General features: G+C 72.2%; 27 protein-coding genes. 11 read left to right on the forward strand and 16 right to left on the reverse strand.

What is annotated here, in order from left to right:
* Positions 1-23 precede the first annotated feature (23 nt).
* From EV284_RS21750 to EV284_RS21765, 4 genes are all read right to left on the reverse strand, one after another.
* Complete coding sequence (locus EV284_RS21750) at positions 24-815, reverse strand: ATP-binding cassette domain-containing protein (RefSeq protein WP_130336782.1); 792 nt, start codon at positions 813-815, stop codon at positions 24-26.
* Complete coding sequence (locus EV284_RS21755; RefSeq protein WP_242625775.1) at positions 812-1,888, reverse strand: ABC transporter permease; 1,077 nt, start codon at positions 1,886-1,888, stop codon at positions 812-814. The genes EV284_RS21750 and EV284_RS21755 overlap by 4 nt, the downstream gene beginning before the upstream one ends.
* Complete coding sequence (locus EV284_RS21760; protein ID WP_207229102.1) at positions 1,885-2,874, reverse strand: sugar ABC transporter substrate-binding protein; 990 nt, start codon at positions 2,872-2,874, stop codon at positions 1,885-1,887. The genes EV284_RS21755 and EV284_RS21760 overlap by 4 nt, the downstream gene beginning before the upstream one ends.
* A 175-nt stretch (positions 2,875-3,049) precedes the next feature.
* Entirely contained in the window at positions 3,050-3,799 is a 750-nt protein-coding gene (locus tag EV284_RS21765; RefSeq protein WP_130337452.1) for a GntR family transcriptional regulator, read from the reverse strand.
* Positions 3,800-3,918: 119 nt separating this feature from the next.
* On the opposite strand from EV284_RS21765, the gene EV284_RS21770 reads away from it, so the two are divergent.
* On the forward strand, positions 3,919-4,941 hold the full coding sequence (locus tag EV284_RS21770) for a Gfo/Idh/MocA family oxidoreductase (protein WP_130336786.1): 1,023 nt from the start codon (positions 3,919-3,921) through the stop codon (positions 4,939-4,941).
* Positions 4,942-5,017: 76 nt separating this feature from the next.
* Here EV284_RS21770 and EV284_RS21775 read toward each other — a convergent pair whose 3' ends face one another.
* The 4 genes from EV284_RS21775 to allB all read right to left on the reverse strand — a co-directional run bounded on the left by EV284_RS21775 (position 5,018) and on the right by allB (position 8,738).
* The gene (locus EV284_RS21775) at positions 5,018-5,413 is read right to left on the reverse strand and encodes a ribonuclease domain-containing protein (RefSeq protein WP_130336788.1); all 396 of its coding nucleotides are present in this window, start codon (positions 5,411-5,413) and stop codon (positions 5,018-5,020) included.
* A gap of 139 nt (positions 5,414-5,552) precedes the next feature.
* The gene (locus EV284_RS21780; RefSeq protein WP_130336790.1) at positions 5,553-6,161 is read right to left on the reverse strand and encodes a dihydrofolate reductase family protein; all 609 of its coding nucleotides are present in this window, start codon (positions 6,159-6,161) and stop codon (positions 5,553-5,555) included.
* 87 nt (positions 6,162-6,248) lie between these two features.
* Entirely contained in the window at positions 6,249-7,379 is a 1,131-nt protein-coding gene (alc, locus tag EV284_RS21785; protein WP_130336792.1) for an allantoicase, read from the reverse strand.
* 36 nt (positions 7,380-7,415) lie between these two features.
* A complete protein-coding gene (allB, locus tag EV284_RS21790; RefSeq protein WP_130336794.1) occupies positions 7,416-8,738 on the reverse strand; it encodes an allantoinase AllB in 1,323 nt (440 codons plus the stop codon).
* A gap of 342 nt (positions 8,739-9,080) precedes the next feature.
* Between allB and EV284_RS21795 the strand changes: the two genes are divergently transcribed.
* The gene (locus EV284_RS21795; protein ID WP_130336796.1) at positions 9,081-9,707 is read left to right on the forward strand and encodes a nucleotidyltransferase family protein; all 627 of its coding nucleotides are present in this window, start codon (positions 9,081-9,083) and stop codon (positions 9,705-9,707) included.
* Between the two features lie 65 nt (positions 9,708-9,772).
* A complete protein-coding gene (aceB, locus tag EV284_RS21800) occupies positions 9,773-11,395 on the forward strand; it encodes a malate synthase A (RefSeq protein ID WP_130336798.1) in 1,623 nt (540 codons plus the stop codon).
* Between the two features lie 6 nt (positions 11,396-11,401).
* Here the strand turns inward: aceB and EV284_RS21805 are convergent, their stop codons facing one another.
* The gene (locus tag EV284_RS21805; RefSeq protein WP_130336800.1) at positions 11,402-11,671 is read right to left on the reverse strand and encodes a SelT/SelW/SelH family protein; all 270 of its coding nucleotides are present in this window, start codon (positions 11,669-11,671) and stop codon (positions 11,402-11,404) included.
* Positions 11,672-11,681: 10 nt separating this feature from the next.
* Positions 11,682-12,596, reverse strand: a complete 915-nt coding sequence (locus EV284_RS21810; protein WP_130336802.1) for a HipA family kinase — start codon at positions 12,594-12,596, stop codon at positions 11,682-11,684.
* 662 nt (positions 12,597-13,258) lie between these two features.
* On the opposite strand from EV284_RS21810, the gene EV284_RS21820 reads away from it, so the two are divergent.
* The 3 genes from EV284_RS21820 (at position 13,259) to EV284_RS21830 (ending at position 15,682) form a co-directional block, all read left to right on the forward strand.
* The gene (locus tag EV284_RS21820) at positions 13,259-13,462 is read left to right on the forward strand and encodes a cold-shock protein (RefSeq protein WP_030817331.1); all 204 of its coding nucleotides are present in this window, start codon (positions 13,259-13,261) and stop codon (positions 13,460-13,462) included.
* A 351-nt stretch (positions 13,463-13,813) separates the two neighbouring features.
* Positions 13,814-15,232, forward strand: coding sequence for a DEAD/DEAH box helicase (locus EV284_RS21825; protein ID WP_130336804.1), 1,419 nt, complete (start codon positions 13,814-13,816; stop codon positions 15,230-15,232).
* 45 nt (positions 15,233-15,277) lie between these two features.
* On the forward strand, positions 15,278-15,682 hold the full coding sequence (locus EV284_RS21830) for a CBS domain-containing protein (protein WP_130336806.1): 405 nt from the start codon (positions 15,278-15,280) through the stop codon (positions 15,680-15,682).
* 83 nt (positions 15,683-15,765) lie between these two features.
* Here the strand turns inward: EV284_RS21830 and EV284_RS21835 are convergent, their stop codons facing one another.
* Entirely contained in the window at positions 15,766-17,292 is a 1,527-nt protein-coding gene (locus EV284_RS21835) for an IucA/IucC family protein (protein WP_130336808.1), read from the reverse strand.
* Between the two features lie 104 nt (positions 17,293-17,396).
* On the opposite strand from EV284_RS21835, the gene EV284_RS21840 reads away from it, so the two are divergent.
* From EV284_RS21840 to EV284_RS21850, 3 genes are read left to right on the forward strand one after another with little or no spacing between them, the layout of a single operon-like run.
* Entirely contained in the window at positions 17,397-18,914 is a 1,518-nt protein-coding gene (locus EV284_RS21840; RefSeq protein WP_130336810.1) for an IucA/IucC family siderophore biosynthesis protein, read from the forward strand.
* A 9-nt stretch (positions 18,915-18,923) separates the two neighbouring features.
* Positions 18,924-20,189, forward strand: coding sequence for a VWA domain-containing protein (locus EV284_RS21845; protein ID WP_130336812.1), 1,266 nt, complete (start codon positions 18,924-18,926; stop codon positions 20,187-20,189).
* A complete protein-coding gene (locus EV284_RS21850) occupies positions 20,189-20,989 on the forward strand; it encodes a hypothetical protein (RefSeq protein ID WP_130336814.1) in 801 nt (266 codons plus the stop codon). The genes EV284_RS21845 and EV284_RS21850 overlap by 1 nt, the downstream gene beginning before the upstream one ends.
* A gap of 35 nt (positions 20,990-21,024) precedes the next feature.
* Here EV284_RS21850 and EV284_RS21855 read toward each other — a convergent pair whose 3' ends face one another.
* Complete coding sequence (locus EV284_RS21855; protein WP_130336816.1) at positions 21,025-21,660, reverse strand: helix-turn-helix domain-containing protein; 636 nt, start codon at positions 21,658-21,660, stop codon at positions 21,025-21,027.
* Between the two features lie 85 nt (positions 21,661-21,745).
* Between EV284_RS21855 and EV284_RS21860 the strand changes: the two genes are divergently transcribed.
* Positions 21,746-22,954 (forward strand): pyridoxal phosphate-dependent aminotransferase, encoded by a 1,209-nt coding sequence (locus EV284_RS21860; RefSeq protein WP_130336818.1) that lies wholly within the window; start codon positions 21,746-21,748, stop codon positions 22,952-22,954.
* Between the two features lie 71 nt (positions 22,955-23,025).
* On the forward strand, positions 23,026-23,640 hold the full coding sequence (locus EV284_RS21865; protein WP_130336820.1) for a hypothetical protein: 615 nt from the start codon (positions 23,026-23,028) through the stop codon (positions 23,638-23,640).
* A gap of 7 nt (positions 23,641-23,647) precedes the next feature.
* Here EV284_RS21865 and EV284_RS21870 read toward each other — a convergent pair whose 3' ends face one another.
* Genes EV284_RS21870 through uraD form a run of 4 tightly spaced genes read right to left on the reverse strand, consistent with a single transcriptional unit; the run spans position 23,648 to position 26,814 of the window.
* Complete coding sequence (locus EV284_RS21870) at positions 23,648-25,015, reverse strand: 8-oxoguanine deaminase (RefSeq protein WP_130336822.1); 1,368 nt, start codon at positions 25,013-25,015, stop codon at positions 23,648-23,650.
* A 16-nt stretch (positions 25,016-25,031) separates the two neighbouring features.
* The gene (pucL, locus tag EV284_RS21875) at positions 25,032-25,946 is read right to left on the reverse strand and encodes a factor-independent urate hydroxylase (RefSeq protein ID WP_130336823.1); all 915 of its coding nucleotides are present in this window, start codon (positions 25,944-25,946) and stop codon (positions 25,032-25,034) included.
* 5 nt (positions 25,947-25,951) lie between these two features.
* The gene (uraH, locus tag EV284_RS21880; RefSeq protein WP_130336825.1) at positions 25,952-26,296 is read right to left on the reverse strand and encodes a hydroxyisourate hydrolase; all 345 of its coding nucleotides are present in this window, start codon (positions 26,294-26,296) and stop codon (positions 25,952-25,954) included.
* A gap of 14 nt (positions 26,297-26,310) precedes the next feature.
* Entirely contained in the window at positions 26,311-26,814 is a 504-nt protein-coding gene (gene uraD, locus EV284_RS21885; RefSeq protein ID WP_130336827.1) for a 2-oxo-4-hydroxy-4-carboxy-5-ureidoimidazoline decarboxylase, read from the reverse strand.
* Positions 26,815-26,896: the final 82 nt, after the last annotated feature.

Here is a 26,896-nt window from a genome sequence, read left to right on the forward strand (position 1 = left end):
GAATCCCCGCGGCTCCGCGCCCGTCAGCCGCGCCTCAGCTCGTGGTGCAGAGCGTCCAGGTCCGCTCCGCCCGCCATCTGCTTGGTCAGTTCGTCCAGGGTGATCTCGTCACGTGTGTGGTTGCCCACCATGGCTCCGCGCCGCAGCAGCACGAAGCGGTCGCCGACGAGATGCGCATGGTGCGGGTTGTGGGTGATCAGTACGACACCCAGGCCCGCATCACGTGCCGCGGCCACATATTTGAGGACCACACCGGACTGCTTGACGCCCAGTGCGGCGGTGGGCTCGTCCAGGACGAGCACCTTGGCGCCGAAGTGCACGGCGCGCGCGATGGCCACGCACTGGCGCTCGCCGCCGGAGAGGGTGCCGATGGGCTGGTCGACGTCGCGCAGGTCGATGCCCATGCGCAGCAGTTCCTCGCGGGTGGTGCGGCGCATCAGATCGGTGTCCAGGCGCGCGAAGGGGCCTTTGCCCTTGCGGGGCTCGGAGCCGAGGAAGAAGTTGCGCCAGACCGGCATCAGGGAGACGACGGCGAGGTCCTGGTAGACCGTGGCGATGCCCCGGTCCAGGGCGTCGCGCGGGGAGGCGAGCCGGGTCTCCTCGCCCTCGATGCTGAGGGTGCCGCCGTCGTGCTGGTGGAGCCCCGCGATGGTCTTGATCAGGGTGGACTTGCCCGCGCCGTTGTCGCCGAGGACGCAGGTGATCTCCCCGGCGTGCACCTCCAGGGAGACGCCCTCCAGGGCGCGGACGTTGCCGTAGTGCTTGCTGACGTCGGTCAGCTCGACCAGGGGCACGCGCTCTTCGGTGACGGTCATTTCGTGGCCTCCGCGCGCTTGCGGACCCAGGTGTTGAGCAGGGTCGCCAGGAGGAGCATGGCTCCGAGGAAGAACTTGAACCAGTCCGGGTTCCACTCGGCGAAGACGATGCCCTTGCTGGTCATGCCGAACAGCAGGGCGCCGACCGCCGAGCCGACGGCGCTGCCGTAGCCGCCGGTGATCAGGCAGCCGCCGATGACGGCCGCGATGATGTAGATCAGCTCGTTGCCGACGCCCTCGCCGGACTGGACGGTGTCGAAGGAGAACAGCAGGTGCTGCCCGGACACCCAGGCGCCGAAGGCGACGCCCATGTAGAGGCCGATCTTGGTCTTGGCGACGGGGACGCCGACCGCGCGGGCCGCGTCCTCGTTGCCGCCGACCGCGAAGATCCAGTTGCCGACGCGGGTGCGCAGCAACACCCAGGAGGCGAGGGCCACCAGGCCGAGCCACCACAACACGGTGACCTTGAGGTCGACCCCGCCGAGGCTCAGGGTCGAGGCGAACACGGCGTGCGCGCTCGGGAAGCCCTCCATGTCGCCGATCGACTTGGTGGACACCGTGCCGTCGATCAGCTTGGTGAAGCCCAGGTTCATGCCGGTGAGCATCAGGAAGGTGCCCAGCGTGACGATGAAGCTGGGCAGCTTGGTGCGGGTCAGCATGAACCCGTTGAACGCGCCGACGGCCAGGGTGACCAGCAGGGACACTCCCGCGCCCACCCAGATGTTCGCCGTCATCTGGTAGCTGAACATCGAGGAGATCAGCGCGGACGACGTGACCATGACGCCCGCGGAGAGGTCGAACTCGCCGCCGATCATCAGCAGGGCCACGGGTACGGCCATGATGCCGATGGTCGAGGAGGCGTACAGCACGGTGCTGATGCTGGACGGGCGCAGGAAGCCGTCGGCGGCTACCGCGAAGAAGATCAGGACCGCGAGGGCGCCGACGACCGAGCCCAGTTCGGGCCGGGACAGCAGCTTGCGCAGGGGGGACGTGCGCAGCAGCCGCTCGTCGCGGGGCCGCTCGCCGCCCGGTGCGGGGCCCTCGGTGGGCCGCGTGCCGGTGGTGGTGCTCATCGGGTGCCCCGATCGGTGTACGCCGCGAGCGCGCCCGCCTGGTCCCTGGTGATGATCTGCGGGCCGGTCAGGACCGGCTTGCCGCCACCGAGGACGTCGCCGTTGTACTTGTAGAGCCACAGCAGGTCGACCGCCTCGTAGCCCTGGAGGTAGGGCTGCTGGTCGACGGCGAAGCCGAGCGTGCCGTCCTTCAGTTCGGCGGCGACCTTGGCGTTGAGGTCGAAGGTGTCGACCTCGGCCTTGCTGCCGGCGTCCGCCTTGGCCTTCACCACGGTGTCGGCGTAGGGGGCGCCCAGGGTGACGACGGCGTCCACGTCCCGGTCGGCCTGGAGCTTGGCGCCGACGGCGGACTGGACGTCGGGCATGTTGGTGCCGTTGACGTAGAGCTTGCTGACCTTGCCGTGGAAGGTCTTCTCCACGCCGTCGCAGCGCTGCTCGTGGCCGACGTTGCCCTGCTCGTGCAGGACGCACAGGGCGTTCTTGCGGCCGCGCTTGTTCAGCTCCTCACCGACCGCCTCACCGGCGATGGTCTCGTCCTGGCCGATGTGGCTGAGGGCGCCGAACGCCTTGGACTGGGCCGAGCCGGAGTTGACCGTGACCACCGGGATGCCGGCCTTGCGGGCGCGGGCCACGGCCGCCTTGAGGGCGTCGGGCTTGGCCAGGCTGACGATGATCCCGTCGACCTTCTTGTCGATCGCGGCGTCCACGAGCTGGGCCTGCTGCTGGGCCTCGTCGTCGTGCGAGTACAGGAAGTTGATGTTGTCCTTGACCGCCGCCTGCTTGGCGCCGCTCTGCACGATGTCCCAGAAGGTGTCGCCGTCGCCGGAGTGGGTGATCATCGCGATGGTCCAGCGGGGGGTGGTCACCGCTGCCCTGCCCTGGGCCGTGGCGGCCTTGCGGGCGTCCTCGGCCTTCTTGCCGCCGGTGCTGCTGCAGGCGGTCAGCGAGACGCAGGCGAGCAGTGCGAACGCTCCTGCCGCCGTCATGCCTACCCGGTTCTGAAACCGTGCCACGAGGCCGTGCCCCTTCTTGCCGTGTTCTGAACGCTTGCCGTGTTCTGACGCAAACACTTCAGTATCGAACACGCGGAACACTCGTTACCCGTCCGGGGCGGTTTCGACAGGGCATTTGTCCGGACAATATGACGCGGCTGGGCCTGGCTCAGGGGCGTACCAGGAGCTGGAACTCGAAGGAATACCGGGCCGGACGGTAGGTGTGGTCGCCCTGCTCGACCGCGCGGCCGGTGTCGTCGAACGTGACGCGCCTCATGGTGAGCAGCGGGGCGCCCTCGGGCTCGGCGAGCCGTTCGGCCTCGGCGAGCGTGGCGCCGCGGGCGCCGATGGACTGGCGGGCGCTGTGCAGGGTGATGCCGGCCGAGCGCATCAGCCGGTACAGGCCGGTGGCCTCCAGCCGGGCGGTGTCGAGGTCCAGCAGGCCGAGCGGCAGGTGGTTGGTCAGGTACGCCATCGGCTCGCCGTGCGCCAGCCGCAGCCGCTCGACGCGGTGCACGTCATGGCCCTCGGTGACGCCGAGCGCGGCGGCGATCTCGGCGGTGGCCGGGACGACCGTGTTGACCAGGACCTTGGTGGCGGGCCGCTGGCCGGCCGCCTCCAGGTCGTCGTAGAGGCTGCTCAGTTCCAGCGGGCGCTTGACCTGGCTGTGCACGACCTGGGTGCCGACACCGCGGCGGCGCACCAGCAGTCCCTTGTCCACGAGGGACTGGATGGCCTGGCGGACGGTGGGCCGGGACAGGCCGAGCCGGGCGGCCAGCTCGATCTCGTTGCCGAGCAGGCTGCCGGGGGTGAGGGCGCCACGCTCGATGGCGGCCTCCAGCTGCTGGGCGAGCTGGAAGTACAGGGGCACCGGGGAGCTTCGGTCCACGCGGAGGCCGAGCGGCGCGGTCGGGTCCACATCTGGTTTCGGCACGGGCTCGAGCGTAGTCCGGTGCCCGGATGACGGGAAGTCGTGAAGTCCGGTTGTCCTGACATTTTGATTGACAGGTGCACGTTGTTCCCCCTCAATGTGTCCTCATGCGCATCGGGGTCATCGGGACGGGCCGCATCGGGGCCATCCACGCCAACACGCTGAGCCGCCACCGGGAGGTCGGATCGCTGATCCTGACGGACTCCGATCCGTTACGCGCGCAGGAACTGGCGCACCGGCTCGGGGAGACGGCGGCGCCGGGCGTGGACGAGGTCTTCCAGTGGGGCGTGGACGCGGTGGTGATCACCACCGCGACAGCGGCGCACGCGGAGCTGATCGGCCGCGCGGCCCGCTCCGGGCTGCCGGTGTTCTGCGAGAAGCCCATCGCGCTCGACCTGCCCGGCACGCTGCACGCGCTCGCCGAGGTCGCCGCGGCGGGCACCGTGCTCCAGATGGGCTTCCAGCGGCGCTTCGACGCGGGGTACGTGGGTGCCCGTGAGGCGGTGCGCTCGGGCCGGCTCGGCCGGCTGCACACCGTGCGCGCCCTGACCTCCGACCAGTCCCCGCCCCCGCGCGAGTGGCTGCCGCTGTCCGGCGGGCTGTTCCGGGACACCCTGATCCACGACTTCGACATCCTGCGCTGGGTCACCGGCCGTGAAGTGACCGACGTGTACGCGACCGGCTCCGACGCCGGTCCCCCCATGTTCCGCGAGGCAGGCGACGTCGACACCGGCGCGGCCCTGCTCACCCTGGACGACGGCACCCTCGCCACGGCCACCGCGACCCGCCTCAACGGCGCCGGTTACGACGTCCGCATGGAGCTGTCCGGCGAGCTCGACACGGTCGTCGTCGGCCTGGACGACCGCACCCCGGTCGCCTCCACCGAACCGACCGGCCCTCCCCCGGCCGACAGACCCTGGCCCGGCTTCCTCGAACGCTTCGGCACCGCCTACGAGTCCGAGCTCTGCACCTTCGTGGACGTGGTCCGCGGCGAACACCCCAACCCCTGCGACGGCTGGCAGGCGCTGCAGGCCCTGCGCGTCGCGGAGGCGTGCGAGATCTCCCGGCGCGAACGAAGAGCCGTCGCCCTGACGGAGGTTCCCGACCGGTTGCGGTCCTCGTACGTCTGACCCGCCCCGGACACGACCCCGCCCCGCGACCCCCGCTGTGGGGGGAAGGGTCGCGGGGCGGGGTGAACCGGAGTGGTCAGCAGCCGTAGTCGACGAGGTCGAACGTGGCGTAGTGGTCGGAGGTGTAGTAGTCCTCCTGGGTCCGCTGGCCGGTGACGATGCGGCGGGCACCGCGGGTGGACTCGCCCGGGGTGATGACCGTGTACTCGTGGTAGTACCCGGAGGACTGGCCGGGGAGGACGCCCTCGCGGTTCTGGAAGACGACACCGTCCTGGGAGTACGGGTCCGGGCCGCCCTGGGCGATGAGGTCGAGGGTGTCGTACGCCTGGGACGGCAGGGAGCCGTAGCAGATGCTGCCGACCGAGGCGGTGGCCGCGTCCGCGGTGGTGGCGGAGACGGTGCCGCCGAGGAGGAGGGCGGAGAAGAGGGCCGCCGCGGCGCCGATGCGAGTGGTGCGTGGGGGGAATCTCATGGGTTCATGATGACGCGCGTAGACGCGTTCATGTCAATGAGGGAGATGTGGATATTCCCGGCAGGTCCGATGGGTTCTCCCGGCGTCGGCCTGCCCCGACAGGAGCCGTTCGGGCTCCTGTCGGCATCCCGTCGACCGGCTAGAAGGACCCGTACTCGGGGCGGCCCGCCAGGTCGTACGACTGGATGGAGACCCCCTTGCCGGTGACCGTGCCGCCCGCGTGCCTGAAGCGGGTGGGGACGGCGCCCTCCACGAACAGCCGGCGCCCCTCGCCCAGCACCACGGGGAAGGTCAGCAGGTGCAGGGTGTCGATCAGGCCGAGGTTCACCAGCGAGCGGACCAGCGCTCCGCTGCCGTGGATCTGCACCTCGCCCTCGGTGCGCTCCTTCAGCGCCTGGACCTCCTTGCCGAGGTCGCCGGAGAGCACGGTCGTCCCGGCCCACCCAGGGTTCTCGACGGTCGCGGAGACGACGTACTTCGGCAGCTCGTTCAGCCTGGCCGCGACCGGGTTCTCCGGGTCGGTCACCTTGGGCCAGTACCCGGCGAAGATGTCGTAGGTGTGCCGGCCGAGCAGGAAGGCACCGGCCCGGCCGAAGCTCTCCGCGACGAAGCCGCCGAAGCCGTCGTCGGCGTACGGGAAGGTCCAGCCGCCCTGGCCGAAGCCGCCGCTGGTGTCCTCGTCGGGGCCGCCGGGAGCCTGGTAGACGCCGTCGAGCGAGACGAAGACGGTGGAGACGAGCTTGCCCATGAGGTGCCTTCTTCCGGGTGCGGGGTCCTGCTGTCAACGGTGCAGACCCCGCCCGGGACCGCAACTCATCGGTCCCCCCGGCATGCCTCAGCCGTCCAGCTCCCGGAACCGCGCGGCCAGGCGGCCCGCCCCGGCCTCGGTCAGCGAGCCGAACAGGCGCAGCCGGGAGATCCCCCCGTCCGGATGGATGTCCACGCGCGCGTGCGTGCCGACGGCCGCCGCCGGGAGCGGGAAGCGGTGGTTGGTGTCCGGCTGGAGCCGGGTGCGCGGCAGGATCTCGGTCCACTCCCCGCTCTCGCCGTCCCGCACCGACACCGACGCCCAGCCGGCGCTGTTCCCCTTCAGATACGCCGTGTCGATCTCCACCGCGCGCACCAGCGCCTGTTCGGTCAGCCGGTACGTGATCCAGTCGTGGCCCCGGTCGCGACGGCGCCGGGTCTCCCAGCCGTCGTCCATCCGCTGGGAGCGGCCCGGCCGTACGGTGTTGGCGGCCGGGGAGTAGAAGCGGTCCGAGGCGTCCTCGGCGCGGCCGCCGTTCTCCAGCGCGGCCACGTCGAAGGTGCCGAGCGTGGCCAGCCACTCCGGGTCCGGGACGATCTCGCCGTAGGCGCGCAGCCGGGCGACACCACCGTCCGGGTGCTGGTTCAGCCGGAGATGGGTGAAGCGCTGGGGCGCGGAGACGGGGAAGCCGTTCGCCGCGTGGCCGCCGACCGGGGTGAGGGGGACGAGCGTCGTCCACTTCACGTCGTCGCCCAGCAGTTCCTCGGGGGACGGGTTGCCGGGAGCCGAGGTGGCCTCCACGGAGACGGCCTGCGGGTGGTTGCCCCGGAAGTGGGCGGTGTCGACGACGATCCCCCGGATCACACCGGGCGTGCCGAGGCGGATCAGCGCCCAGTCGTGGTCGTCGGCGCCCGGCCAGGGCTCCTCGGCGCTCGGGCCGCGCCGGCGCCGGGTCTCCCAGCCGTCCATGATCTTGCCCTTGTGGCCGAATCGGCCGGGCTCGAACTCGGCGCGGTGGGGCAGCAGCAGGTTCTCCCGCTCGGCGAAGAACTCGTCGTTGGCGGCGATCACCGCGGCCCCCAGGCGCCGGTCGGCGAGGTCGGGGTGGTGGGCGAAGGGGAAGTCGGCGGTGCGGTAGTCGGCGTAGGGGTCGCCGCCGCCGTAGGGAGCCGCGTCGCCGGTGAAGCGGGGCGGGTCGGAGGGTTGCTGCGCCGTCACGGTGATCGGGGGTCCTTTCGGCAGGGGTTGCGGGCTTCAGCCGGTACGGGTGAGCAGACGGCCCTTCGGGGCGGTGAACTCACCCTCGCTGTACACCCGTTGGCCACGCAGCCAGGTGGACTTCACCACCCCGTGCAGCGTCTTGCCGGCGTACGCGGTGACCGGGTTGCGGTGGTGGAGGCGGGCCGGGTCGACGGTGAAGGTGCCCTCCGGGGCGAGGACGGCGAAGTCGGCGTCACGGCCCGGCGCGATGGCGCCCTTGCGGTCGAGGCCGGCGAGGGCCGCGGTGCGGGCGGACATCCACCGCACAACGTCGGTCAGTCGGTGCCCGCGCTCGCGTGCCTCGGTCCAGATCGCGGGGAGGCTCAGCTGGAGGCCGGAGATGCCGCCCCAGGCGGTGGCGAAGTCCGGCGTCTTGAGGTCGGCGGTGGAGGGCGAGTGGTCGGTGACGACGCAGTCGATCGTGCCGTCCGCGAGCGCCTGCCAGAGCAGGTCCCGGTTGGCGGCCTCACGGATGGGCGGGCAGCACTTGAACTCACTCGCCCCGTCCGGGACTTCCTCCGCGCTCAGGGTGAGGTAGTGCGGGCAGGTCTCCACGGTGACGCGGACGCCTTCGGCGCGGGCGGCGGCGATGAGCGGGAGGGCGGCTGCGGAGGAGAGGTGGAGCACGTGCACACGGGCGTCCAGCGTGCGCGCCAAACCCAGCAGTTGGGCGATGGCGTTCGTCTCGGCCGCGTGCGGGCGGGAGGCGAGGAAGCCCGCGTAGGCCGGTCCGGCGGGGGCGTCCGTGAGGTGGGCGGGGTCTTCGGCGTGCACGATGAGCAGGCCGTCGAATCCGGCGATCTCCGCGAGCGAGCGCGCCAGTCGGGCGCTGTCCAGGTGCGGGAACTCGTCCACGCCGGACGGCGAGAGAAACGCCTTGAAGCCGAACACCCCGGCCTCGTGCAGCGGGCGGAGGTCCTTGACATTGCCGGGCAGGGCGCCACCCCAGAAGCCGACGTCCACGTGGGTGCGGCCCTGTGCCGCCTCCCTCTTGACCCGCAGATGGTCGACCGTGGTGGTCGGCGGAAGGGAGTTCAGCGGCATGTCGACGAGGGTGGTGACACCCCCGGCCGCCGCCGCCCGCGTCGCCGTCCAGAACCCCTCCCACTCGGCCCGGCCGGGGTCGTTGACGTGCACGTGCGTGTCGACCAGCCCGGGCAGCAGCGCGTCGTCCCCCAGGTCGACGGCCGGGACTCCCGCCTCGTACGGCAGCACGGCCTCGATCGTCCCGCCGGCGACGGTGACCGTCGCGGCCCGCACCCCCTCCGGGGTGACCACACGCGTGGAACGCAACGCCAGCTCGACGTCGTCGGACACCCGAACCCCTCTCAGCCGTTCACGTCCAGGAAACGGTGTTAACACCCACGTAACGGACTTCAACGTTCTGTTGAAGGAGTCTCGCCGCCCGCTCCGGCACGAGTCAAGGGTGCCAGCCGCCGGGGCCGCGGGGCCTGAGCGGACGAGGGGGTGTTCACGGGCGGTCGGCCGCAGCTGTCCGGGCCCCGCGGACCGGTGCCCCCGCGCGCCCTGGGGAGGTGACCCCCGTCCGTCCCGCACCGGCGCTGACGCCCGGCGGGCCGGACCCCGTGACGCGGTCCGCGCAGGCGGCCACCGGCCCAGGTGCCCCCACCCCTGCCCACATCCCGGCATCCTGGTCCCATGACGTCCGACCAGGCCCCCCGCCACCCCCGGGTCACCGGGCTGCTGCTCGCCGCCGGAGGGGGGCGGCGGCTCGGTGGGCGACCCAAGGCGCTGTTGCGGCATGACGGGGCACTCCTCGTAGAGCGGGCGGCTCGTGCGCTGCGGGACGCCGGGTGTGCCCGCGTCCACGTGGTGCTGGGAGCAGGGTCCGAAGAGGTGCGCGCGGAGGCCGAGTTGAGTGGATGCGTGCTCGTGGAGAACCCCGGCTGGGGCGAGGGAATGGGGTCCTCCCTGCGGGCCGGGCTTCGCTCCCTCGGGGGTACGGACGCGCGCGGCGCTCTCGTGGGCCTCGTCGACCAGCCGGGAGTAGGAGCCGAGGCGTACGCACGGGTACTGGACGCCTTCACCGGTGAGACCTCCCTCGTGTCGGCCGCCTACGACGGCACGCGCGGGCACCCCGTGCTGCTGGGGGCCGCTCACTGGGCCGGTGTCACCGAGAGCGCCCAGGGTGATCAGGGCGCCCGGGAGTATCTGCGGCGGCACTCCGCAGAGATCCGGCTCGTGGAATGCGGGGACGTGGCCGAGGCGTACGACATCGACACCGCTGCCGACCTGGGCAGGCTGCGCCCCGGCGGGGCCCATTGAGGTTCGGCGATCAGGAAATTACGCTGCCCAGTCCGACCAGCCCGCCACGGAGGAAGTGACCGCTCATGTCCGCACCCGCGTCCCCGCCGGTCGTTGTCGACGCCGAGCCGCTCCCCCGGCAGGAGGAGGTGCTCACCGGCCCGGCGCTGGACTTCCTCGCGGAGCTGCACCGGCGGTTCACCCCGCGCCGGAACGAACTCCTGGCCCGCCGGACCGAGCGCCGCGCGGAGATCGCCCGCACCGGCACGCTGGACTTCCTTCCCGAGACGGCCGCGGTGCGGGCCGACGACTCGTGGCGGGTGGCACCCGCGCCGCCCGCCCTGCGGGACCGCCGAGTGGAGATCACCGGGCCGGCCGACCGCAAGATGACGGTCAACGCGCTCAACTCCGGCGCCAGGATCTGGCTCGCCGACTTCGAGGACGCCTCCTCCCCCACCTGGGAGAACGTGGTCCTCGGCCAGCTCAACCTGATGGACGCCTACGCCGGCCGCGTCGACTTCACCGACGCCCGCACCGGCAAGTCGTACGCGCTGCGCCCGCAGGAGGAGCTGGCGACGGTCGTGATGCGGCCGCGCGGCTGGCACCTGGACGAGCGGCACCTCGAGGGAGCCGACGGCGAGCCCCTGCCGGGCGCCCTGGTCGACTTCGGCCTGTACTTCTTCCACAACGCCGCCCGCCTGCTGGAGCTGGGCAAGGGCCCGTACTTCTACCTGCCGAAGACCGAGTCCCACCTCGAAGCCCGCCTGTGGAACGACGTGTTCGTGTTCGCGCAGGACCACCTCGGCATCCCGCAGGGCACCGTGCGGGCCACCGTGCTGATCGAGACGATCACGGCCGCGTACGAGATGGAGGAGATCCTCTACGAACTCCGCGACCATGCCTCCGGGTTGAACGCGGGCCGCTGGGACTACCTGTTCTCCATCGTGAAGAACTTCCGCGACGGCGGGCCGGAGTTCGTGCTGCCGGACCGCAACCTGGTCACGATGACGGCGCCGTTCATGCGCGCGTACACCGAACTCCTCGTCCGCACCTGCCACAAGCGGGGCGCGCACGCGATCGGCGGGATGGCGGCCTTCATCCCGTCCCGCAAGGACGCCGAGGTCAACAAGGTGGCGTTCGAGAAGGTACGGGCCGACAAGGACCGCGAGGCGGCCGACGGCTTCGACGGGTCCTGGGTGGCCCACCCGGACCTCGTGCCGATCGCCATGGAGTCCTTCGACAAGGTGCTCGGCGACCGCCCGCACCAGAAGGACCGGCTGCGCGAGGACGTCCACGTGAAGGCGGCCGACCTGATCGACATCGCCTCGCTGGACGCGAAACCGACCTACGCCGGGCTGGTCAACGCGGTACGGGTCGGCATCCGGTACATCGAGGCGTGGCTGCGCGGGGTCGGCGCGGTGGCCATCTTCGACCTGATGGAGGACGCGGCCACCGCCGAGATCTCCCGCTCGCAGATCTGGCAGTGGATCAACGCGGGCGTCGAGTTCGAGAACGGCGAGCGCGCCACCCCGGAGCTGGCCCGCCGGCTGGCGGCGGCCGAACTGGAGGCGGTGCGGGCGGAGATCGGCGCGGAGGCGTTCGCGGCCGGCCACTGGCAGGAGGCGCACGACCTGCTGCTGACGGTGGCGCTGGACGAGGAGTACGCCGACTTCCTCACCCTTCCGGCCTACCGGCGCCTCACCGGCTGAGCACGCTCACTTGTCGGAGTGCCCGAGCGACCGCTCAGGCGCCACCCGGTCCCGCACCAGCCGCTTGACCGCCGTGGGCTCGGGAAAGCCCTGCTCACGGCGGTCCCAGACCGGCTCGCCGTCCACCCGGACGACGAAGACGCCGCCGGTGCCGGGCTTGAGCGCGAGGGCCTCCAGCTCGGTCTCGAAGGTGGTGAGCAACTCCTGCGCCAGCCAGGCGGCGCGGGGCAGCCAGCGGCACTGGGTGCAGTACTCGATCTCGACGCGGTGACTCACGAAGATCCCTTCATCCCAGGTGTACCGACCAGTCCTGTTCCGCCGCCGGGCGTCCGTGCAGGTCGGGGACGCGCTTGAGCCAGTCCGGACGCCCCCGCTGTGACCGCTCGGCGCGGGCGGCCTCCTCGGCGGCGAGTTCCGCGCGGTCGGGGAAGTCGGTGGGCAGCCACTCGGCGGAGAGCCGGGCGCGGGCCAGCAGATGGTCGACGTAGGCGGCGCGGGCCTCGTCCGGCCCGGCGAAGGCGGGATCGTCGGTGAGCCAGGCGTCGGGCACCTCGGCGAGGATGCCGCGCAGCAGCTCCTCGGTGACCTGGGGGGCCAGCTCGGCGTCGGCGGCGCGCACGTCGGGGCCGTACTGGCCGAGGGCGTGGTGGCGGAAGTCGTACCTACGGCCGGGGTTCGTGGTGTCCCAGCGGTGGTGGAAGACGAGGGCGGCGCCGTGGTCGATGAGCCACAGGCGCGGGGGCGCGGTGCCGAAGGTCGGCCAGACCATGAGGTTGGAGCTGTGGACGGTGCGGTCCACGTTGGCGGTGAGCGCGTCCAGCCAGACGATCCGGCCCGCCTCCAGCGGGTCTACGGGGAAGTTCCGGGCGATCTCGGGGGTGAGGTCGCGGGCGCCCGGCAGGTAGTCCATGCCCAGGTTGACGCCCGCGCTGGCGTCGTGCAGGTCGCGCACCTCCTGGTGCGGCTCGTCGGCGGCCACGGCGGGGTCGAAGTGCACGAGCACCAGCTCGGGGAAGCGCAGCCCCAGGGCGCGGGCCAGCTCGCCGACGATCACCTCGGCGACGAGTGCCTTGCGGCCCTGCGCGGAGCCGGTGAACTTGACGACGTAGGTCCCCAGGTCGTCGGCCTCGACGACGGCGGGTACGGAGCCGCCGGTGTGCAAGGGTTCGACGTAGCGGGTCGCAGCGACTTCTCTCAGCATCTTCCAAGGCTCCAGCGTCTATTAGCCTCAGCTTCCACGCCTGGCTCCGTTGCGGCGCAATCCTGGGAATCTCCCGGATCAGTCCCGGGGAGAATCTGGGGAGTCCTGGTTGGCACCGTCATCCTCCTCGCTCCCCGGCAGCCTGTCGACGGCGTTACGGCCTTGCTCCCGGCCCCCGGCATGAAGTGAGCATAGTAACCAAGCGTGACAGCGGGGGGCGAGTGCCCGAGCCACCGCGCCGGCGTCATCACGGACTCCCCCGCCTCCAGCATGGTCGAGGCGTACGCGTGCCGCAGCCTGCCGGAGACAGGTCTTCGAGGGCGTGTTGGGACCGGATCACGCAAGCGCGGCGCGCAAAATATGACGTCGCGCGGGTGAGTGAATACCTGTGCCCGCCGGCGGAGATTTCAACGAGGCATGCGGATAGATTCTCTGCCGCAATAAAAAGGGTGACCTTCTTCTTCGGACACCGGCTGCCGCGGCGTGCTACTGTCGTCCTCAGTTGCAGTTGTGGTTCCCGAAAACTTCAAGTGTTCCGGTCGGCTCTGTGCCGCCGGGGAGCGCTTTTGTATTTCCGGTCTTTTCCGGGCGGGGCAATCATCGCGGCGACACGGCGTCCGCACGGTGCGGGTTCCGATGTACTGCCCCAAAGGAGAAATGACATGGCTGCTGGTACCGTGAAGTGGTTCAACGCGGAAAAGGGCTTCGGCTTCATCGAGCAGGACGGCGGCGGCGCCGACGTCTTCGCCCACTACTCCAACATCGCCGCCCAGGGCTTCCGCGAGCTGTTGGAGGGCCAGAAGGTGAACTTCGACATCGCGCAGGGCCAGAAGGGCCCGACGGCCGAGAACATCGTTCTCGCCTGACGCTGACTGTCGCACACTTGCAGCTGGGGCCCGCATCCCTCGGGGTGCGGGCCCCAGCTGCATGCATTTCCCACAGTGATGTGACCTGTGGACGGCACCCAGGAAATCCGTAGGCTCGTCGGCGGATCGCCCTTCGGGGGTGCACATGCACCCCTTCCCAGCCACAGCGCAGTGGACGCTTCAAATGCTGAGCCCACACCGCGCCACTTATTTCAGCGCTTGCGAATCTGGCGACGGACAATCCGTGCGAGTGCAAGCTGCTGCCACCCCGTCGGCTCATTCTTGCAATTCCTCGTGCGGCTCAATACCGCGGGAATTCCTTGAGATGTGCCGAATCAAGGAAGGTTCCGTATGAACCGCACACGTACGAACGACCGCTTCGCCCGCAGCCGTCACGGCAATTCCGGCCGCCGGGCTCCCGCGGTCCAGGGGGAGTTCGCGCTTCCCCGGACGACGACTCCCGCGCTTCCCGCGGTGGAGGGTTTCGCCGATCTCGACATGCCGGGGGAGCTGCTGGCCGCGCTCGGCGCGCAGGGGGTGAGCGTGCCGTTCCCGATCCAGGCGGCGACCCTGCCGAACTCCCTCGCGGGCCGGGACGTGCTGGGTAGGGGCCGCACCGGTTCCGGCAAGACGCTCGCCTTCGGGCTCGCGCTGCTGGCCCGTACGGCCGGGCGGCGTGCCGAGGCCCGGCAGCCGCTGGCGCTGGTGCTCGTACCGACGCGTGAGCTGGCGCAGCAGGTCACCGACGCGCTGGCGCCGTACGCCCGCTCGGTGAGGCTGCGGCTGGCCACGGTGGTGGGCGGCATGTCGATCGGGCGGCAGGCGAGCGCGCTGCGCGGGGGCGCCGAGGTGGTCGTCGCCACACCGGGACGTCTGAAGGACCTCATCGACCGGGGTGAGTGCCGGCTGGACCAGGTTTCGGTGACCGTTCTGGACGAGGCCGACCAGATGGCCGACATGGGGTTCATGCCGCAGGTCACGGCCCTGCTCGACCAGGTGCGTCCGGAGGGCCAGCGCATGCTGTTCTCCGCGACCCTGGACCGCAACGTCGACCTGCTGGTGCGCCGTTACCTCAGCGACCCCGTGGTGCACTCGGTCGACCCCTCGGCCGGCGCGGTCACGACGATGGAGCACCACGTGCTGCACGTCCACGGCGCCGACAAGCACGCCGCCACCACCCAGATCGCCGCCCGCGACGGCCGCGTGATCATGTTCCTCGACACCAAGCACGCCGTCGACCGTCTCACCGAGCACCTGCTGAACAGCGGGGTCCGGGCCGCGGCCCTGCACGGCGGGAAGTCGCAGCCGCAGCGCACCCGGACCCTGGCGCAGTTCAAGACGGGTCATGTCAACGTGCTGGTGGCGACCAATGTCGCGGCACGCGGCATCCACGTCGACAACCTCGACCTCGTCGTCAACGTCGATCCGCCCACCGACCACAAGGACTACCTGCACCGCGGCGGCCGTACCGCCCGTGCGGGCGAGTCCGGCAGCGTCGTCACCCTGGTCACCCCGAGCCAGCGCCGCGACATGAACCGCCTCATGACGGACGCCGGCATCCGGCCACAGACCACCCAGGTCCGCTCGGGCGACGAGACACTGAACCGCATCACCGGTGCTCAGGCCCCCTCCGGCATCCCGGTCGTCATCACCGCGCCGGTCGCCGACCGCCCCAAGAGGCGCAGGGCCCCCGCACGCGGCCGGCGCCACCAGGCCCCGGCGGCCCGCCGCGCACCCGCACTCCAGTCCACCGCCGGTGCGGCCGCCTAGAACCGTCTTGGTCAGAAATCCGTCCGTCTGCGCAGGAGGAACCCTTTGATGCTGGGAAAGTTGCACACTCGATCCGTGAGCGTTCGCCCCGTGCGAGGCACGGTGGCCGGCAGCGTGGACGCGGCCGGCCCGCAGGTCTGGTACGACATGACCGTCGAAGTGGCGCTGTCCGTCATGGCCGCCGCCCGTACGGAGTATCTCGTCGTCTGCGACGAGGACGGACTGTGTGTCGGCCTGGTCACCCAGTCCCAGCTCACCGCCGTTCGGGACAGCGCCGGATACACCGACCGGCTCCGCCTCGACGGCATCACAGACAGCAGGGAGCCCTCCGGCCCACCGTGGGCCACGAGGGAAGGAGCCGAGAAGGGGACGCCTCCCGGGCGGCTCGGACCCGTGCGCGTGGTCGACGAACACGGCGACGCCCTGGGCGTCCTCGCCGGCTCCCGCTGAATCGTCGGCCGGCCTCGTCTCCTCTCCAGCACCGCCGCGACTCCAGCACAGGTGAAGCCCTGAGGGCCATGGCCCTCAGGGCTTCACCTGTCCCGCCCTCCCCGCACGGCGTCGCCCGCGCGCAGCGGGTTCGGCAGCGGCAGGTAGCGGGCGTCCGCACCGTCCGCGCCGGTCCAGCGGAGCAGCAGGTTGGTCTTGCCGGGCAGGGCGGGGGCGGCGAGCAGGGCCGGTATCTCGGGGAGCGGATGGCGGGACAGCTCGGCGCGGAGGGCCGGCCAGGGGTCGAGGCCGGGGTGGGCCTCGGCCAGGGCGGCGGCGATCTCGCCGAGGTGGTTGACGAGCAGGCAGTACACCAGCCGCTCCCACCCGGCCTCCCGGCCCACGTCGGACAGCAGCTTGACGCCCTCGGCGTCCCGGAACAGGGCCTGCACGGGCATTCCGGCGGCGTCGACGGCGACCAGGGTGTTCTGCAGGTGCGCCTCCACGACGACGCCGTACTCGTCGAAGGCGCGGAGCGCGGGCGGGACGACCTGGCGGAGATACGCGGCCCACCAGGCGTCCGGGTCGGGGGCGGCGGCGAGCGGGCTGCCGTCGAAGCCCTCGGCCAGCCCGGCCGCGAGCAACGGCGTGGCGCCGGGCAGGAGGTGGCCGCGCAGGCCGTCGCGGACCAGGACGGCGAGTTCCTCGAAGGCGAACGCGGCGGTGCGGTAGCCCCGGTCGCTGAGCCAGGCCGCGGGCGGTCCCATCGCGGCGAAGGCCTCGCGGGCCGCGGTGTCGCTGCGGTCGAGTCTCTGCAGGTCGTGGCGCCACAGCCGGCGGATGTCGTTGGTGATGCGGACGTCGAGGCTGAACTTGAGGAACAGGTCGCGGCCGGGCTCGTACACGGTGCGCACGGCTGCCGTCGGCCGGACCGCGGACTCGGTGGTGCCGAGCCGGATCAGGCGCCGGTCGGCGAAGGCGGGGGCGAGGCCTGGGGCGAGCAGGTCGAGCTGCCAGGGGTGGGCGGGCAGCAGCCGGTAGCCGGGCGGGGCGGTGCCGAGGGCGTCCAGGGCGCGGGTGTCACCCTCTTCGGCGACCTGGTCCTCGCGGACGCCGAGCAGCACCAGCGGGAACCGGGCGTGCGCCTCGGGGGCGTAGGGCAGCCAGGCCGCGACCGGGCCGCCGCCGCGCGCCTTGGGCGCCGGGTGGTGCGGATGGCCGGTGATCAGCGACTGCTCGGAGCGCAGATACGGGTCCTCGGGGGCGACGGCGCGGGCGCGGGCCGCGAGCAGGGCGGCGACGGTGTCGCGGCTGTCCAGCATCTCGGCGGGCAGGTCGTCTCCCGGCAGCCCGGTGTGGGCGCGCAGTTCCTCCGCGACCAGTTTGACCAGTTCGGCGTGGCTCAGCGGCTGCCAGGCACCGTCCGCGCGTACTTCGGGCTCGGCGGGACGGCGGCCGGGGCGCACCCGCAGCAGCCGGCCGGTGCCGGGCAGCCGGTACACGGGCCGGTCCCCGCGCTCCGGGACCGGCCGGGCCACCTCGCGCAGCAGGCAGTTCAGCAGCGGCGCCGAGGCGTAGGCGTCGGCGCGCCGTGCGGCGTCGGTCGGGGGGTTGAGGTCCACGCGTTCCACTCGTTCTCGTCGTGCTGTGGCCGGTCCGGGGGGCCGACCGTGCCAGGTAAGTCTGCGGTATCCGACAATCGTGCCCTGAGCTGCCAGTCTCCGAGGAGCCGACCGTGTACCACTCCCCCACCGCCGAGGCCGAGGTCGCCGAGGAGCTGGCCGCCGTACGGCCCGCCCTGCGCGACCGTTGCACGGCCGCGCTGCCGGGAGCCCGCGCGGCGGTGCTGACCAGGCTGTGGCGGGCGCTGGCGCACGAACCGCTTCCGTGGGTCGCCTCCCGGACGCCGGGGGCACACGGACTGACGGTACGGCTGGCGGACGGCCGCGCGCTGCACGGCCCGCACTCGGACCCGTACGCGACCGGTGACCGCGTCCACGAGGTCCGGCTCGGCCGGGAGCGGTACGCGGACCCCGCGCGGCTGATGACGGACCTCGCGGTGCCGCACGCGGCCGCGTTCGCCGCCGAGCTGGCGAACAGCGTGGCCTCGCTGGCGCTGTCCCGCGCCGACGCGGCGGAGCCGGGGGCCGGGTGGCCGGAGCGGGACTGGGAGTGGGAGCAGCGGGTGGTGGACGGTCACCCCTTCCACCCCAACTGCCGTTCCCGGCCGGGCTTCTCGGTGGCCGACCAGTTGGCGTACGGGCCCGAGCACCGGCCGGTGGTGGAGCTGGGCACGGTGGCGGTGCCGGCGGGCGAGTGCCTGGTGTCGGGCGAGTGGCCGGCCGGACTCCGCTCCGGAGACGACCTGTTGCTGCCGGTGCATCCCTGGCAGGCGGCGCATGTGCTCAAGCGGAGCACCGAGCCGTGGCGTCCGGCGCATCCGCTGATGTCGCTGCGCACGCTGGCGCTGCCCGGCGGACCCCATGTGAAGACCTCGCTGAGCGCCCGGCTGACCTCCTCGGTGCGGGACATCTCCGCCTACTCGGTACGGGCGTCGGCAGACCTGTCGGTGCTGGCGGCGGAGCTGGTCGGGCGGATGGACGGGCTGCTGGAGGTCACGCACACCATCGGGGCGGCCACGGCCCACTCGCCGGATCTCGCGGTGCTGCTGCGCGAGTCGCCCGAGGAGTACCTGGCTCAGGGCGAGCGGGTGCTGCCGGTGGCCGCGCTGGCCACCACGGCGTTGCCCCGGTCGCCGGGCTGGCTGGCCGCGTTCACCCGGCTCACGCTCACGGCCGGCCTGCGCCTGCTGGACCTGGGGGTCGCGCTGGAGGCGCACGGCCAGAACCTCCTGGTGGTGCTCGCGCCGGACGACACCCCGCTGCGGCTGATCTACCGCGACCTGGCCGACATACGCGTCAGCCCGGCCCGCCTCGCCCGACACGGCATATCCAGCGGCGAGTTGACGGGACGCCTGATCACGGACGACGAACTCGCCCTGCGGCGCAAGCTGTTCGGATCGATGGTCGGGGGCGCGCTCGCGGCGACCGCCGGTTCGGGCCCGGCGCTGGGTGCCGCGCTGCGGGCCGCGCTGCCGGATCTGCCCCGTACGCCCGACCTGGCGGCGCTGTGTGAAAATCCGCTGCCCGTCAAGGCGTTGACCCTGATGAGGCTGTCTCCGGAGACCCCCGGCGACCTGTGGACGGAGCTTCCCAGCCCGTTCGTTTTGGAGCGCGACACCTACGATCAATAAGATCCGCCGATGATCAGAAGACAACGGCTGGCGGCGGGCGTCTGCGCCCTGCTCGCCGCCCTGGCGGCCGGGATCGCGTGTCCCGGCGGGGCCGCAGCGGACGAGACCGAGCCGCAGCCCGCTCCGAAGGTCGAACTCGTCCTGGATGTCAGCGGTTCCATGCGCACGCGGGACATCGACGGCGGAACCCGGATGGCGGCGGCCAAGCAGGCGTTCAACGAGGTGCTCGACGCGACGCCCGAGGAGGTGCAGCTGGGCATCCGCACGCTGGGCGCCAACTACCGCGGCAACGACCGCAGGGAGGGCTGCAAGGACACCGAGCGGCTCTATCCGGTGGGCCCGCTGGACCGCACCGAGGCGAAGACCGCCGTGGCCACCCTGGCACCCACCGGCTGGACCCCCATCGGCCCGGCGCTGCTGAAGGCGGCAGACGACTTCGGGACCGGTGACGGCACCCGCCGCATCGTCCTGATCAGCGACGGCGAGGACACCTGCCAGCCCCTCGACCCGTGTGAGGTGGCCCGCGAGATAGCCGCCAAGGGCATCGGCCTGACCATCGACACCCTGGGCCTGGTGCCGGACGCCAAGACCCGCGACCAGTTGAGCTGCATCGCGGACGCCACGGGCGGCACGTACACCTCCGTGCAGCACAAGGAGGAACTGACGGACCGGGTCGGCCAGTTGGTCGAGCGGGCCGCCGATCCGGTGGTGACGCCGGTGGCCACCGAGGGCACCGACGCGTGCGCCGGGGCGCCCGCCCTGAAGTCCGGTCTGTACACGGACCGCGAGGAGTTCGGCAAGCAGCGCTGGTACAAGGTCGACGTCCGGCCCGGCCAGGAGCTGCGCGCCTCGGTGAGCGTCGCCGACGACCGCGCCACGAACCCCAACTACGGTGTGCTGCTGCGGGCGGTGACCCAGCAGGGCCGCGAGATCGTACGCGGCGAGGGCGCCGGCACCGGCCGTACCGACGCGATCTCCACCGGACTGCGCTATCCCAAGCCCGAGTCCGACGATGACGACGCGACCCCGGAGACCGTGTGCCTCCAGGTGACCCACTCCTTCTCGGCCGGCGCCGGTGTCAAGACCACGCCGGGCATGCCGCTGGAGCTGACGGTCGACGTGGTCGACGGGCCCTCCGCCTCCTCCGACGTGGCCTCCTTCGGCCTCGGCCGGGGCTGGTGGCTGCTGGCCGCGCTGGTGCTGACCGGTTTCGTCGCGGGTCTGCTGTGGGGCTGGCTGTCCCGCTGGCGGGTCGCGGTCTGGAGGACGAACTGATGCGTGCGATACGCGTGTTGAGCGCGGCCCTGCTGACGCTGGGCCTGGCCGCCGCCCCCGCCGCGGCCGACTCCTCCCCCTCCCCGAGCGCCTCGGCGGACGGCAAGGCCCCCACACAGGCGGGCACGTCCTTCCGTACGGCGGCCGAGATGGACCAGGGGCAGACCGCCACCGCCTCCGCGTCCACCGGTGACTACCTGTACTGGTCGTTCCCGGCCGACACCGGGCAGCGCCCGACCGTCAAGGCCACGGTGAAGCTGCCGGACGCGCATGCCGCGCAGACCTGGCAGCTCGACGTCTACGACGGTCTGCGCCGCCACCAGTCCTGCCAGTACGGCGCGGCCACCCGCACCGCCGGGCAGGGCACGGCCACCGTCGACCTGACCTGTGTGCTGCGCACGGTGCGCGCCTGGTCCGAGCCGTGGGCCAACGACCCGCTGCCCGGCACCTACTACGTCCGGCTGACGGTGCTGAACCTCGGCTCCGCCGACCTCGGCCTGCCGGTACGGGCGGAAGTCCGCGCGGACTCCAGGAACATCGGCGGCGCCGCGGCCGTGGACGGCTCGCTGGGCAAGCCGCTCGTCCCCGGTATCGCGGTCGAGCCCGAGGCGGAGAAGGACGGTTCGAAGTCGGCCGTGCTCTCCGCGATCGAGCCGGATGACGGCTGGTCCTCGCACTGGTGGTCGAGCCGCTGGGTATGGACGGCCGCCGGCGGTGTGCTGGCCGCGCTCGCGGGCATCGGCGGTTACGCGCTGACCCGGGGCCGGGGCCGCCCGGCGTACGTCCCACCGGGCGCCTGACCCGGACGAAGGCCCGCCGACACGGCGGGCCTTCGTCACTTCAGCAGCGCCTTGGCGAGGGTCCCGCCACCGGTCACCGTGACCCGCCCCGCCCGCACCGCGTCCGCGATCCCCGTCTCGCCCCGGCAGACCTCCACGCAGGTCGCCGCGTCCATCACCAGCCGGGCGTCGGCGGCCACCGGCGCCGGTCCGTGCCCGTACGCCGGGCCGTCCTCCGTGCCGACGTACAGATGGAACTCCCCGTCCTCCGTGCTGACTTCGGCCACCCCGGCCCCCAGCTCCGCCGCGTTCAGCACCGCCAGCAGCGGCAGCGCCGACCAGTGGGCGCGTACCGCGTCGGTGGGCCGCGGTTCCGCCAGCTCGGGGCTTCCCCACTCCCCCAGGGCGTGCAGCACGGGCAGCAAGCCCCGGCCGCGCGGGGTGAGTTCGTACACGTAGGCGGCGCCGGGCGGGGGCAGCCTCCGCCGGGCGGTGATCGCGTCGCGCTCCATGTCCTTCAGCCGGGAGGCGAGTACGTCCGTGCTCACGCCGGGGAGGTCGGCGTGCAGGTCGGTGTAGCGGCGGGGTCCGGCCAGCAACTCCCGGACGATCAGCAGGGTCCAGCGGTCCCCGACGAGGTCGAGGGCGCGGGCCGCGGAGCAGTACTGGTCGTAGCGTCGGCGAGGTGGCATGCGACGCAGTCTAGACATGTTGTTGGACTTTCCAAGCTCCAACTTGGTAAAACCAAGCAACACCAGTTACCGGAGGGGTCGCGGCATGGAGTTCCGGCAGTCGAACAAGCTCAGCGAGGTCTGCTACGAGATCCGCGGTCCGGTGATCCAGCACGCGGACGCGCTGGAGGAAGCCGGGCACAGCGTGCTGCGCCTGAACACCGGCAACCCGGCGCTCTTCGGATTCGAGGCGCCGGAGGAGATCACCCAGGACATGATCCGGATGCTCCCCCGCGCCCACGGCTACACCGACTCGCGCGGTGTCCTCTCGGCCCGCCGGGCGGTGGCCCAGCGCTACCAGACCCTCGGCCTTCAGGTGGACGTCGACGACGTGTTCCTGGGCAACGGCGTCTCCGAGCTGGTCTCCATGGCCGTACAGGCGCTGGTGGAGGACGGCGACGAAGTGCTCATCCCGGCCCCGGACTTCCCGCTGTGGACGGCGGTCACCACGCTGGCCGGAGGCCGAGCCGTTCATTACCTGTGCGACGAGCAGTCCGACTGGGCGCCCGACCTGGCCGACATGGCGTCGAAGATCACCGACCGCACCAAGGCCGTGGTGATCATCAACCCCAACAACCCGACCGGCGCGGTGTACCCGAAGGAGATCGTCGAGGGCATCCTCGACCTGGCCCGCCGCCACGGGCTGATGGTGTTCGCGGACGAGATCTACGACCAGATCCTCTACGACGGGGCCGTCCACCACTCGGCCGCCGCCCTCGCCCCCGACCTGGTCGTCCTCACCTTCTGCGGCCTCTCCAAGACCTACCGGGTGGCGGGGTTCCGCTCCGGCTGGCTGGTGGTCACCGGGCCCAAGCAGCACGCGAAGAGCTATCTGGAGGGCCTGACCATGCTGGCCTCCATGCGGCTGTGCCCCAACGCGCCCGCCCAGTACGCCATCCAGGCCGCGCTCGGCGGCCGCCAGTCCATCCACGAACTCACCGCGCCCGGCGGCCGCCTGTACGAGCAGCGGAACGTGGCCTGGGAGAAGCTCAACGAGATCCCCGGCGTCTCCTGCGTCCGCCCCAAGGGCGCGCTGTACGCCTTCCCGCGCCTGGACCCCAAGGTGCACAAGATCCACGACGACGAGAAGTTCGTCCTCGACCTGCTGCTCCGCGAGAAGATCCAGGTCGTCCAGGGCACCGGCTTCAACTGGCCCGCCCCCGACCATTTCCGCATCCTCACCCTCCCCTACGCGGACGACCTGGAGGCGGCGATCGGCCGGATCGGCCGCTTCCTGAGCGGGTACCGGCAGTAGCTCCCGAGGGGGCTGTCAGTGCCCGGCCGTACGCTTCGGGGACCAGCAGCGGACCGGAAGGGAGCACCGCGATGGCACGACCGCCCACCGCCGCCCAGCGGCGCGTCGTCGAGGGCGCCGACCCCGGAACGGGACGGCTGCGGGGCACGGCCGCCCAGCTCGCCGCGCTGGTCCGGCTCGGTCTCGCCTTCCGCCACCCCCGGCCGCCCCACGACCACTTCCTGACCCCGGCCGGCCACCGCCTGCGCGAGGCCGGGCCGGAGCCCGCTTCCGCCCCCGCGCCCGCCGCCCCCGCCGGTGTCTTCGCCGCGCGGGTCGGCGGCGCCGAGGAGGCGGCGCCCGGGCCCTCCCGGATGCGCGAGGTGCGTGACGCCTGGCAGGGCCTCATGGAGCTGCGCCGCATGACCAACCCCGACAGCGCCACCGACCGCCCCTGCGGCTGGGAACGCACCCACCTGGTCCGCGCCGCCGCCCTCGCCCTGGAGGCGGCCGGCCACGGGCCGGAGCACGCCGGCACCCCCGGCTACCGCGTCCGCGCGACCCCGCAGCCCGAGGCGGTCGCGGTGTACGGCCCGGCGCTCCAGCCGTACGCGGCCACACTGGAGGCGGCGGGCTGGCAGTGCGGCGAGTACACCGAGGCCCGCACCCGGACCCGCCACCTCCTGGCGTCCCCGCGCCGGGTATGACCCCCGGTCAGCTCCGCGCGAGCCGCCGCGCCTGCTCGCGGGTGGTCCGGGCGATCGCGTCCTCGTCCACGTGCAGCAGCCGCCCGTCCGCCACGATCTGCCGGCCGCCCACGAAGGAGGCGGTGACCGGGGCCGGAGCGCCGAGCACCAGGGCCGCCACCGGGTCGGCGATGGAGGCGTGGGCCAGGGTGTCCATGCGCCAGAGGACCAGGTCGGCGAGCTTGCCGGGCTCCAGGGAGCCGGTCTCGGCCGCCCGGCCCAGGACCTGGGCGCCGCCGTAGGTGCCGAGGCGGAGGGCCTGGCGGGTGGTGAGGGCGGCTTCGCGGTGCGGGCCGAGGCGGTTGACGAGGAGGGCGTTGCGCAGCTCGGTGTGGAGTTCGCCGGACTCGTTGGAGGCCGTGCCGTCCACGCCCAGGCCGACCGGGACGCCCGCCGCCAGCAGGTCCGGCACGCGCGCGATCCCCGCCGCCAGCCGGGCGTTGGAGGACGGGCAGTGGGCGACGCCCGTACCGGTGCGGGCGAAGGCGGTGATGTCGGAGTCGTTCATGTGCACGCAGTGCGCCATCCACACGTCCTCGCCCAGCCAGCCGGTGGACTCGAAGTACTCGGTCGGGCCCATCCCGAACAGCTCGTGGCAGAACTTCTCCTCCTCCACCGTCTCCGAGCCATGGGTGTGCAGCCGCACCCCCAGCCGCCGCGCCAGCTCCGCGCCCTGCTTCATCAGTTCGGTGGAGACGGAGAAGGGCGAGCAGGGCGCGACCGCGACCTGGGTCAGCGCGCCGAAGGAGGGGTCGTGGTGTTCCGCCACGGTGGCCTCGGTGGCGGCCAGCGCCTCGTCCAGGCTCTCCACCGCGAAGTCCGGCGGCAGCCCGCCGTCCGACTCCCCCCGGTCCATCGAGCCACGGGCCAGGGTGAAGCGGACGCCGGTGTCGCGGGCGGCGCGCACGATCGCGCCGGACAGGTCGCCGGTACCGCGCGGGTAGACGTAGTGGTGGTCCATGGCGGTGGTGACCCCGCCCCGGGCCATCATCGCCAGCGAGCCCCGCGCGCCCGCGGACACCATGTCCTCGTCGATGCGCGCCCACGTCGGGTAGAGGGCGGTCAGCCACTCGAAGAGGTTGTGGTCGGTGGCCAGACCACGGGTGAGCCACTGGTAGAAGTGGTGGTGGGTGTTGACCAGGCCGGGGGTGGCCAGATGCCCGCCGGCGTCGATCCGGCGGATGACCCCGGTGAGCCCCGCGGGGGCCGGGCCCGCGCCGACCGACTCGATCCGGTCACCGGCGAGGACGAGGTGCCCCGTGGCGTACTCGGTGTCGTCCGCGTCCACGGTGGCGATCGCGCAGTTCTCGATGACGATGCGCTCGGCTGGTGCCACGGTTCGTCCTTCGCTCTCAGAGGTTGGTGAGGTCCACCGGGATCGCCGCCTCGCGGCCCTCGCGGAGGACGGTCGCCTCGATCAGGCCGTAGGGCCGGTCGGCGGCGAGGTACACCTCGTTGTCGTTGGTCAGCCCGAAGGGCGTGAGGTCGGCCAGGAAGTGGTGCTTGTTCGGCAGGGAGAGCCGGATCTCGTCGATCTCGGCACGCTCCCCGATCACCCGCGCGCCCATCTCGTACAGGGTCTGCTGGAGCGAGTACGAGTAGGTTCCGGCGAAGGCTTCCAGCAGGTGGCGCCGGGCCCCGGCGTAGGAGGCGTCCCAGTCGGGCGCGTCGCCCTCGCCGGTCCAGCCGTACCGCCAGCGGGCGTTCACCTCGGTGGCCAGCACGCGGTTGTACGCCTCGGGGAGGGTGGTGTACTCGTCCTTGGCATAGCCCCAGAACTCGGAGTCGGTGGAGTTGAGCACCACCAGGTCCCCCAGTCCGGAGACCACCTGCCAGGTGGTGCCGTCGTGGAAGACCTGGGTGAGCCGCACCTCCTGGCCCGTGCGGACGAAGGAGTGCCCGCCGTCTTCCGCGCCGATCCGGTCCCAGGCGTACTCCTCGATCCGGATGCGGGCCGTGCGGATCGCCTCCTGGGAGGTGACGAAGTGCCGGGCGAGGTGGATGCCGAACTGCTCGGCGGACTCGATGCCGTACCGCTTGGCGAAGGCGTACACCGTGTTCTTGGTGGTGTCGGTCGGCAGGACGTGGGCGTTGGAGCCGGAGTAGTGGACGTCGTCCATGTCGCCGCCGAGGGTGACGGAGACGTTGAGGTCCTTGATGTGGTGGGTGGCGCCGTCGCGCGTGATCCGGACGACGCGGTTTTCGGCCTTGCCGTACTGGTTCTGCCCCAGGATCGCGGGCCCGGACGGGCGGGACGTTTCTGCCATGAAAGCTAGCTCCCTCGGTATACGGAGTAGCCGAACGGGCTGAGCAGCAGCGGGACGTGGTAGTGCTCCCCGGCCCGTACGGCGAAGGTGACGGTCACCTCGGGGAAGAACGCGTCCCCTCGCTCCCGCAGATACGGCTCCACGGCGAAGTCGAGCCGGACCCGCGCGGTGTCCCCGGGCGGGGCGGGCAGATCCCGGCAGCGGCCGTCGGCGTCGGTGGTCCCCTCGCCGAGCGGGCGCCAGTCGGCGCCGGACGCGGTGCGGGCCGAGAGGCGGACAGTGACGCCCGGCGCGGGTCGGCCGAGCGAGGTGTCCAGGATGTGGGTGGAGACGGAGGCGGTGGTGGTCATGGTGCGGGCGTCCTTCAGGCGACGAGTCGGGCCAGGCGGATGCGGTTGATCCTGCCCAGTTCGGCGCGGGCGATCTCCCGTTCCCGCTCCGGTGTGTTGCCGAGCCGCTCCGTCAGGGCGTCGCGCATCTGCTCGCCGGTCAGGCCGGTGGCGCAGATCAGGAAGACATGGCCGAAGCGGTCCTGGTAGGCGAGGTTCAGTTCGAGCATCTCGGCGCGCAGGGCGCCGGAGGCGTCCGCCATGCCGCGCTGCTCCCGCGCGGAGGCGGGATCACCGGGCTCGGGGCGGCCGATCGGGGGGTGGCCCGCCATCGCCTCGGCCAGGTCGCCGGCGCCGAGTCCGGCGAGGGCCGCGTCGGCGGCGAGGTACAGGTCGTCCGGTGTGGCGTACGGGCGGGCGACCAGGAGCAGGCGGCCCCAGGCGGTGGAGGCGCACACCTCGTGCAGGGCGGCGAGCGCGGCGTCCTCCCCGAGGGCGTTGAACCGGGCCAGGCCCAGGGGGGTGGCGGGCGATGTCACGGGCGCCTCCGTGGCCGCGAGGGCCGTCGTGCCGGACGGGGTGCCGTCAGCTAACGCCTCACCGCGACGGCACGTCAACACT

Origin of the sequence: Streptomyces sp. BK022, assembly GCF_004217355.1 — a bacterium.
In the GTDB taxonomy this organism is placed as follows: Bacteria; Actinomycetota; Actinomycetes; order Streptomycetales; family Streptomycetaceae; genus Streptomyces; species Streptomyces griseoluteus.

Coding starts and splice junctions, on each gene's coding strand:
- EV284_RS21750 (WP_130336782.1), bottom strand. CDS start 815: ATGACCGTCACCGAAGAGCGCGTGCCCCTGGTCGAGCTGACCGACGTC.
- EV284_RS21755 (WP_242625775.1), bottom strand. CDS start 1,888: ATGAGCACCACCACCGGCACGCGGCCCACCGAGGGCCCCGCACCGGGC.
- EV284_RS21760 (WP_207229102.1), bottom strand. CDS start 2,874: ATGACGGCGGCAGGAGCGTTCGCACTGCTCGCCTGCGTCTCGCTGACC.
- EV284_RS21770 (WP_130336786.1), top strand. CDS start 3,919: ATGCGCATCGGGGTCATCGGGACGGGCCGCATCGGGGCCATCCACGCC.
- EV284_RS21775 (WP_130336788.1), bottom strand. CDS start 5,413: ATGAGATTCCCCCCACGCACCACTCGCATCGGCGCCGCGGCGGCCCTC.
- EV284_RS21780 (WP_130336790.1), bottom strand. CDS start 6,161: ATGGGCAAGCTCGTCTCCACCGTCTTCGTCTCGCTCGACGGCGTCTAC.
- EV284_RS21795 (WP_130336796.1), top strand. CDS start 9,081: ATGACGTCCGACCAGGCCCCCCGCCACCCCCGGGTCACCGGGCTGCTG.
- aceB (WP_130336798.1), top strand. CDS start 9,773: ATGTCCGCACCCGCGTCCCCGCCGGTCGTTGTCGACGCCGAGCCGCTC.
- EV284_RS21810 (WP_130336802.1), bottom strand. CDS start 12,596: ATGCTGAGAGAAGTCGCTGCGACCCGCTACGTCGAACCCTTGCACACC.
- EV284_RS21820 (WP_030817331.1), top strand. CDS start 13,259: ATGGCTGCTGGTACCGTGAAGTGGTTCAACGCGGAAAAGGGCTTCGGC.
- EV284_RS21825 (WP_130336804.1), top strand. CDS start 13,814: ATGAACCGCACACGTACGAACGACCGCTTCGCCCGCAGCCGTCACGGC.
- EV284_RS21845 (WP_130336812.1), top strand. CDS start 18,924: ATGATCAGAAGACAACGGCTGGCGGCGGGCGTCTGCGCCCTGCTCGCC.
- EV284_RS21850 (WP_130336814.1), top strand. CDS start 20,189: ATGCGTGCGATACGCGTGTTGAGCGCGGCCCTGCTGACGCTGGGCCTG.
- EV284_RS21855 (WP_130336816.1), bottom strand. CDS start 21,660: ATGCCACCTCGCCGACGCTACGACCAGTACTGCTCCGCGGCCCGCGCC.
- EV284_RS21860 (WP_130336818.1), top strand. CDS start 21,746: ATGGAGTTCCGGCAGTCGAACAAGCTCAGCGAGGTCTGCTACGAGATC.
- EV284_RS21865 (WP_130336820.1), top strand. CDS start 23,026: ATGGCACGACCGCCCACCGCCGCCCAGCGGCGCGTCGTCGAGGGCGCC.
- pucL (WP_130336823.1), bottom strand. CDS start 25,946: ATGGCAGAAACGTCCCGCCCGTCCGGGCCCGCGATCCTGGGGCAGAAC.
- uraH (WP_130336825.1), bottom strand. CDS start 26,296: ATGACCACCACCGCCTCCGTCTCCACCCACATCCTGGACACCTCGCTC.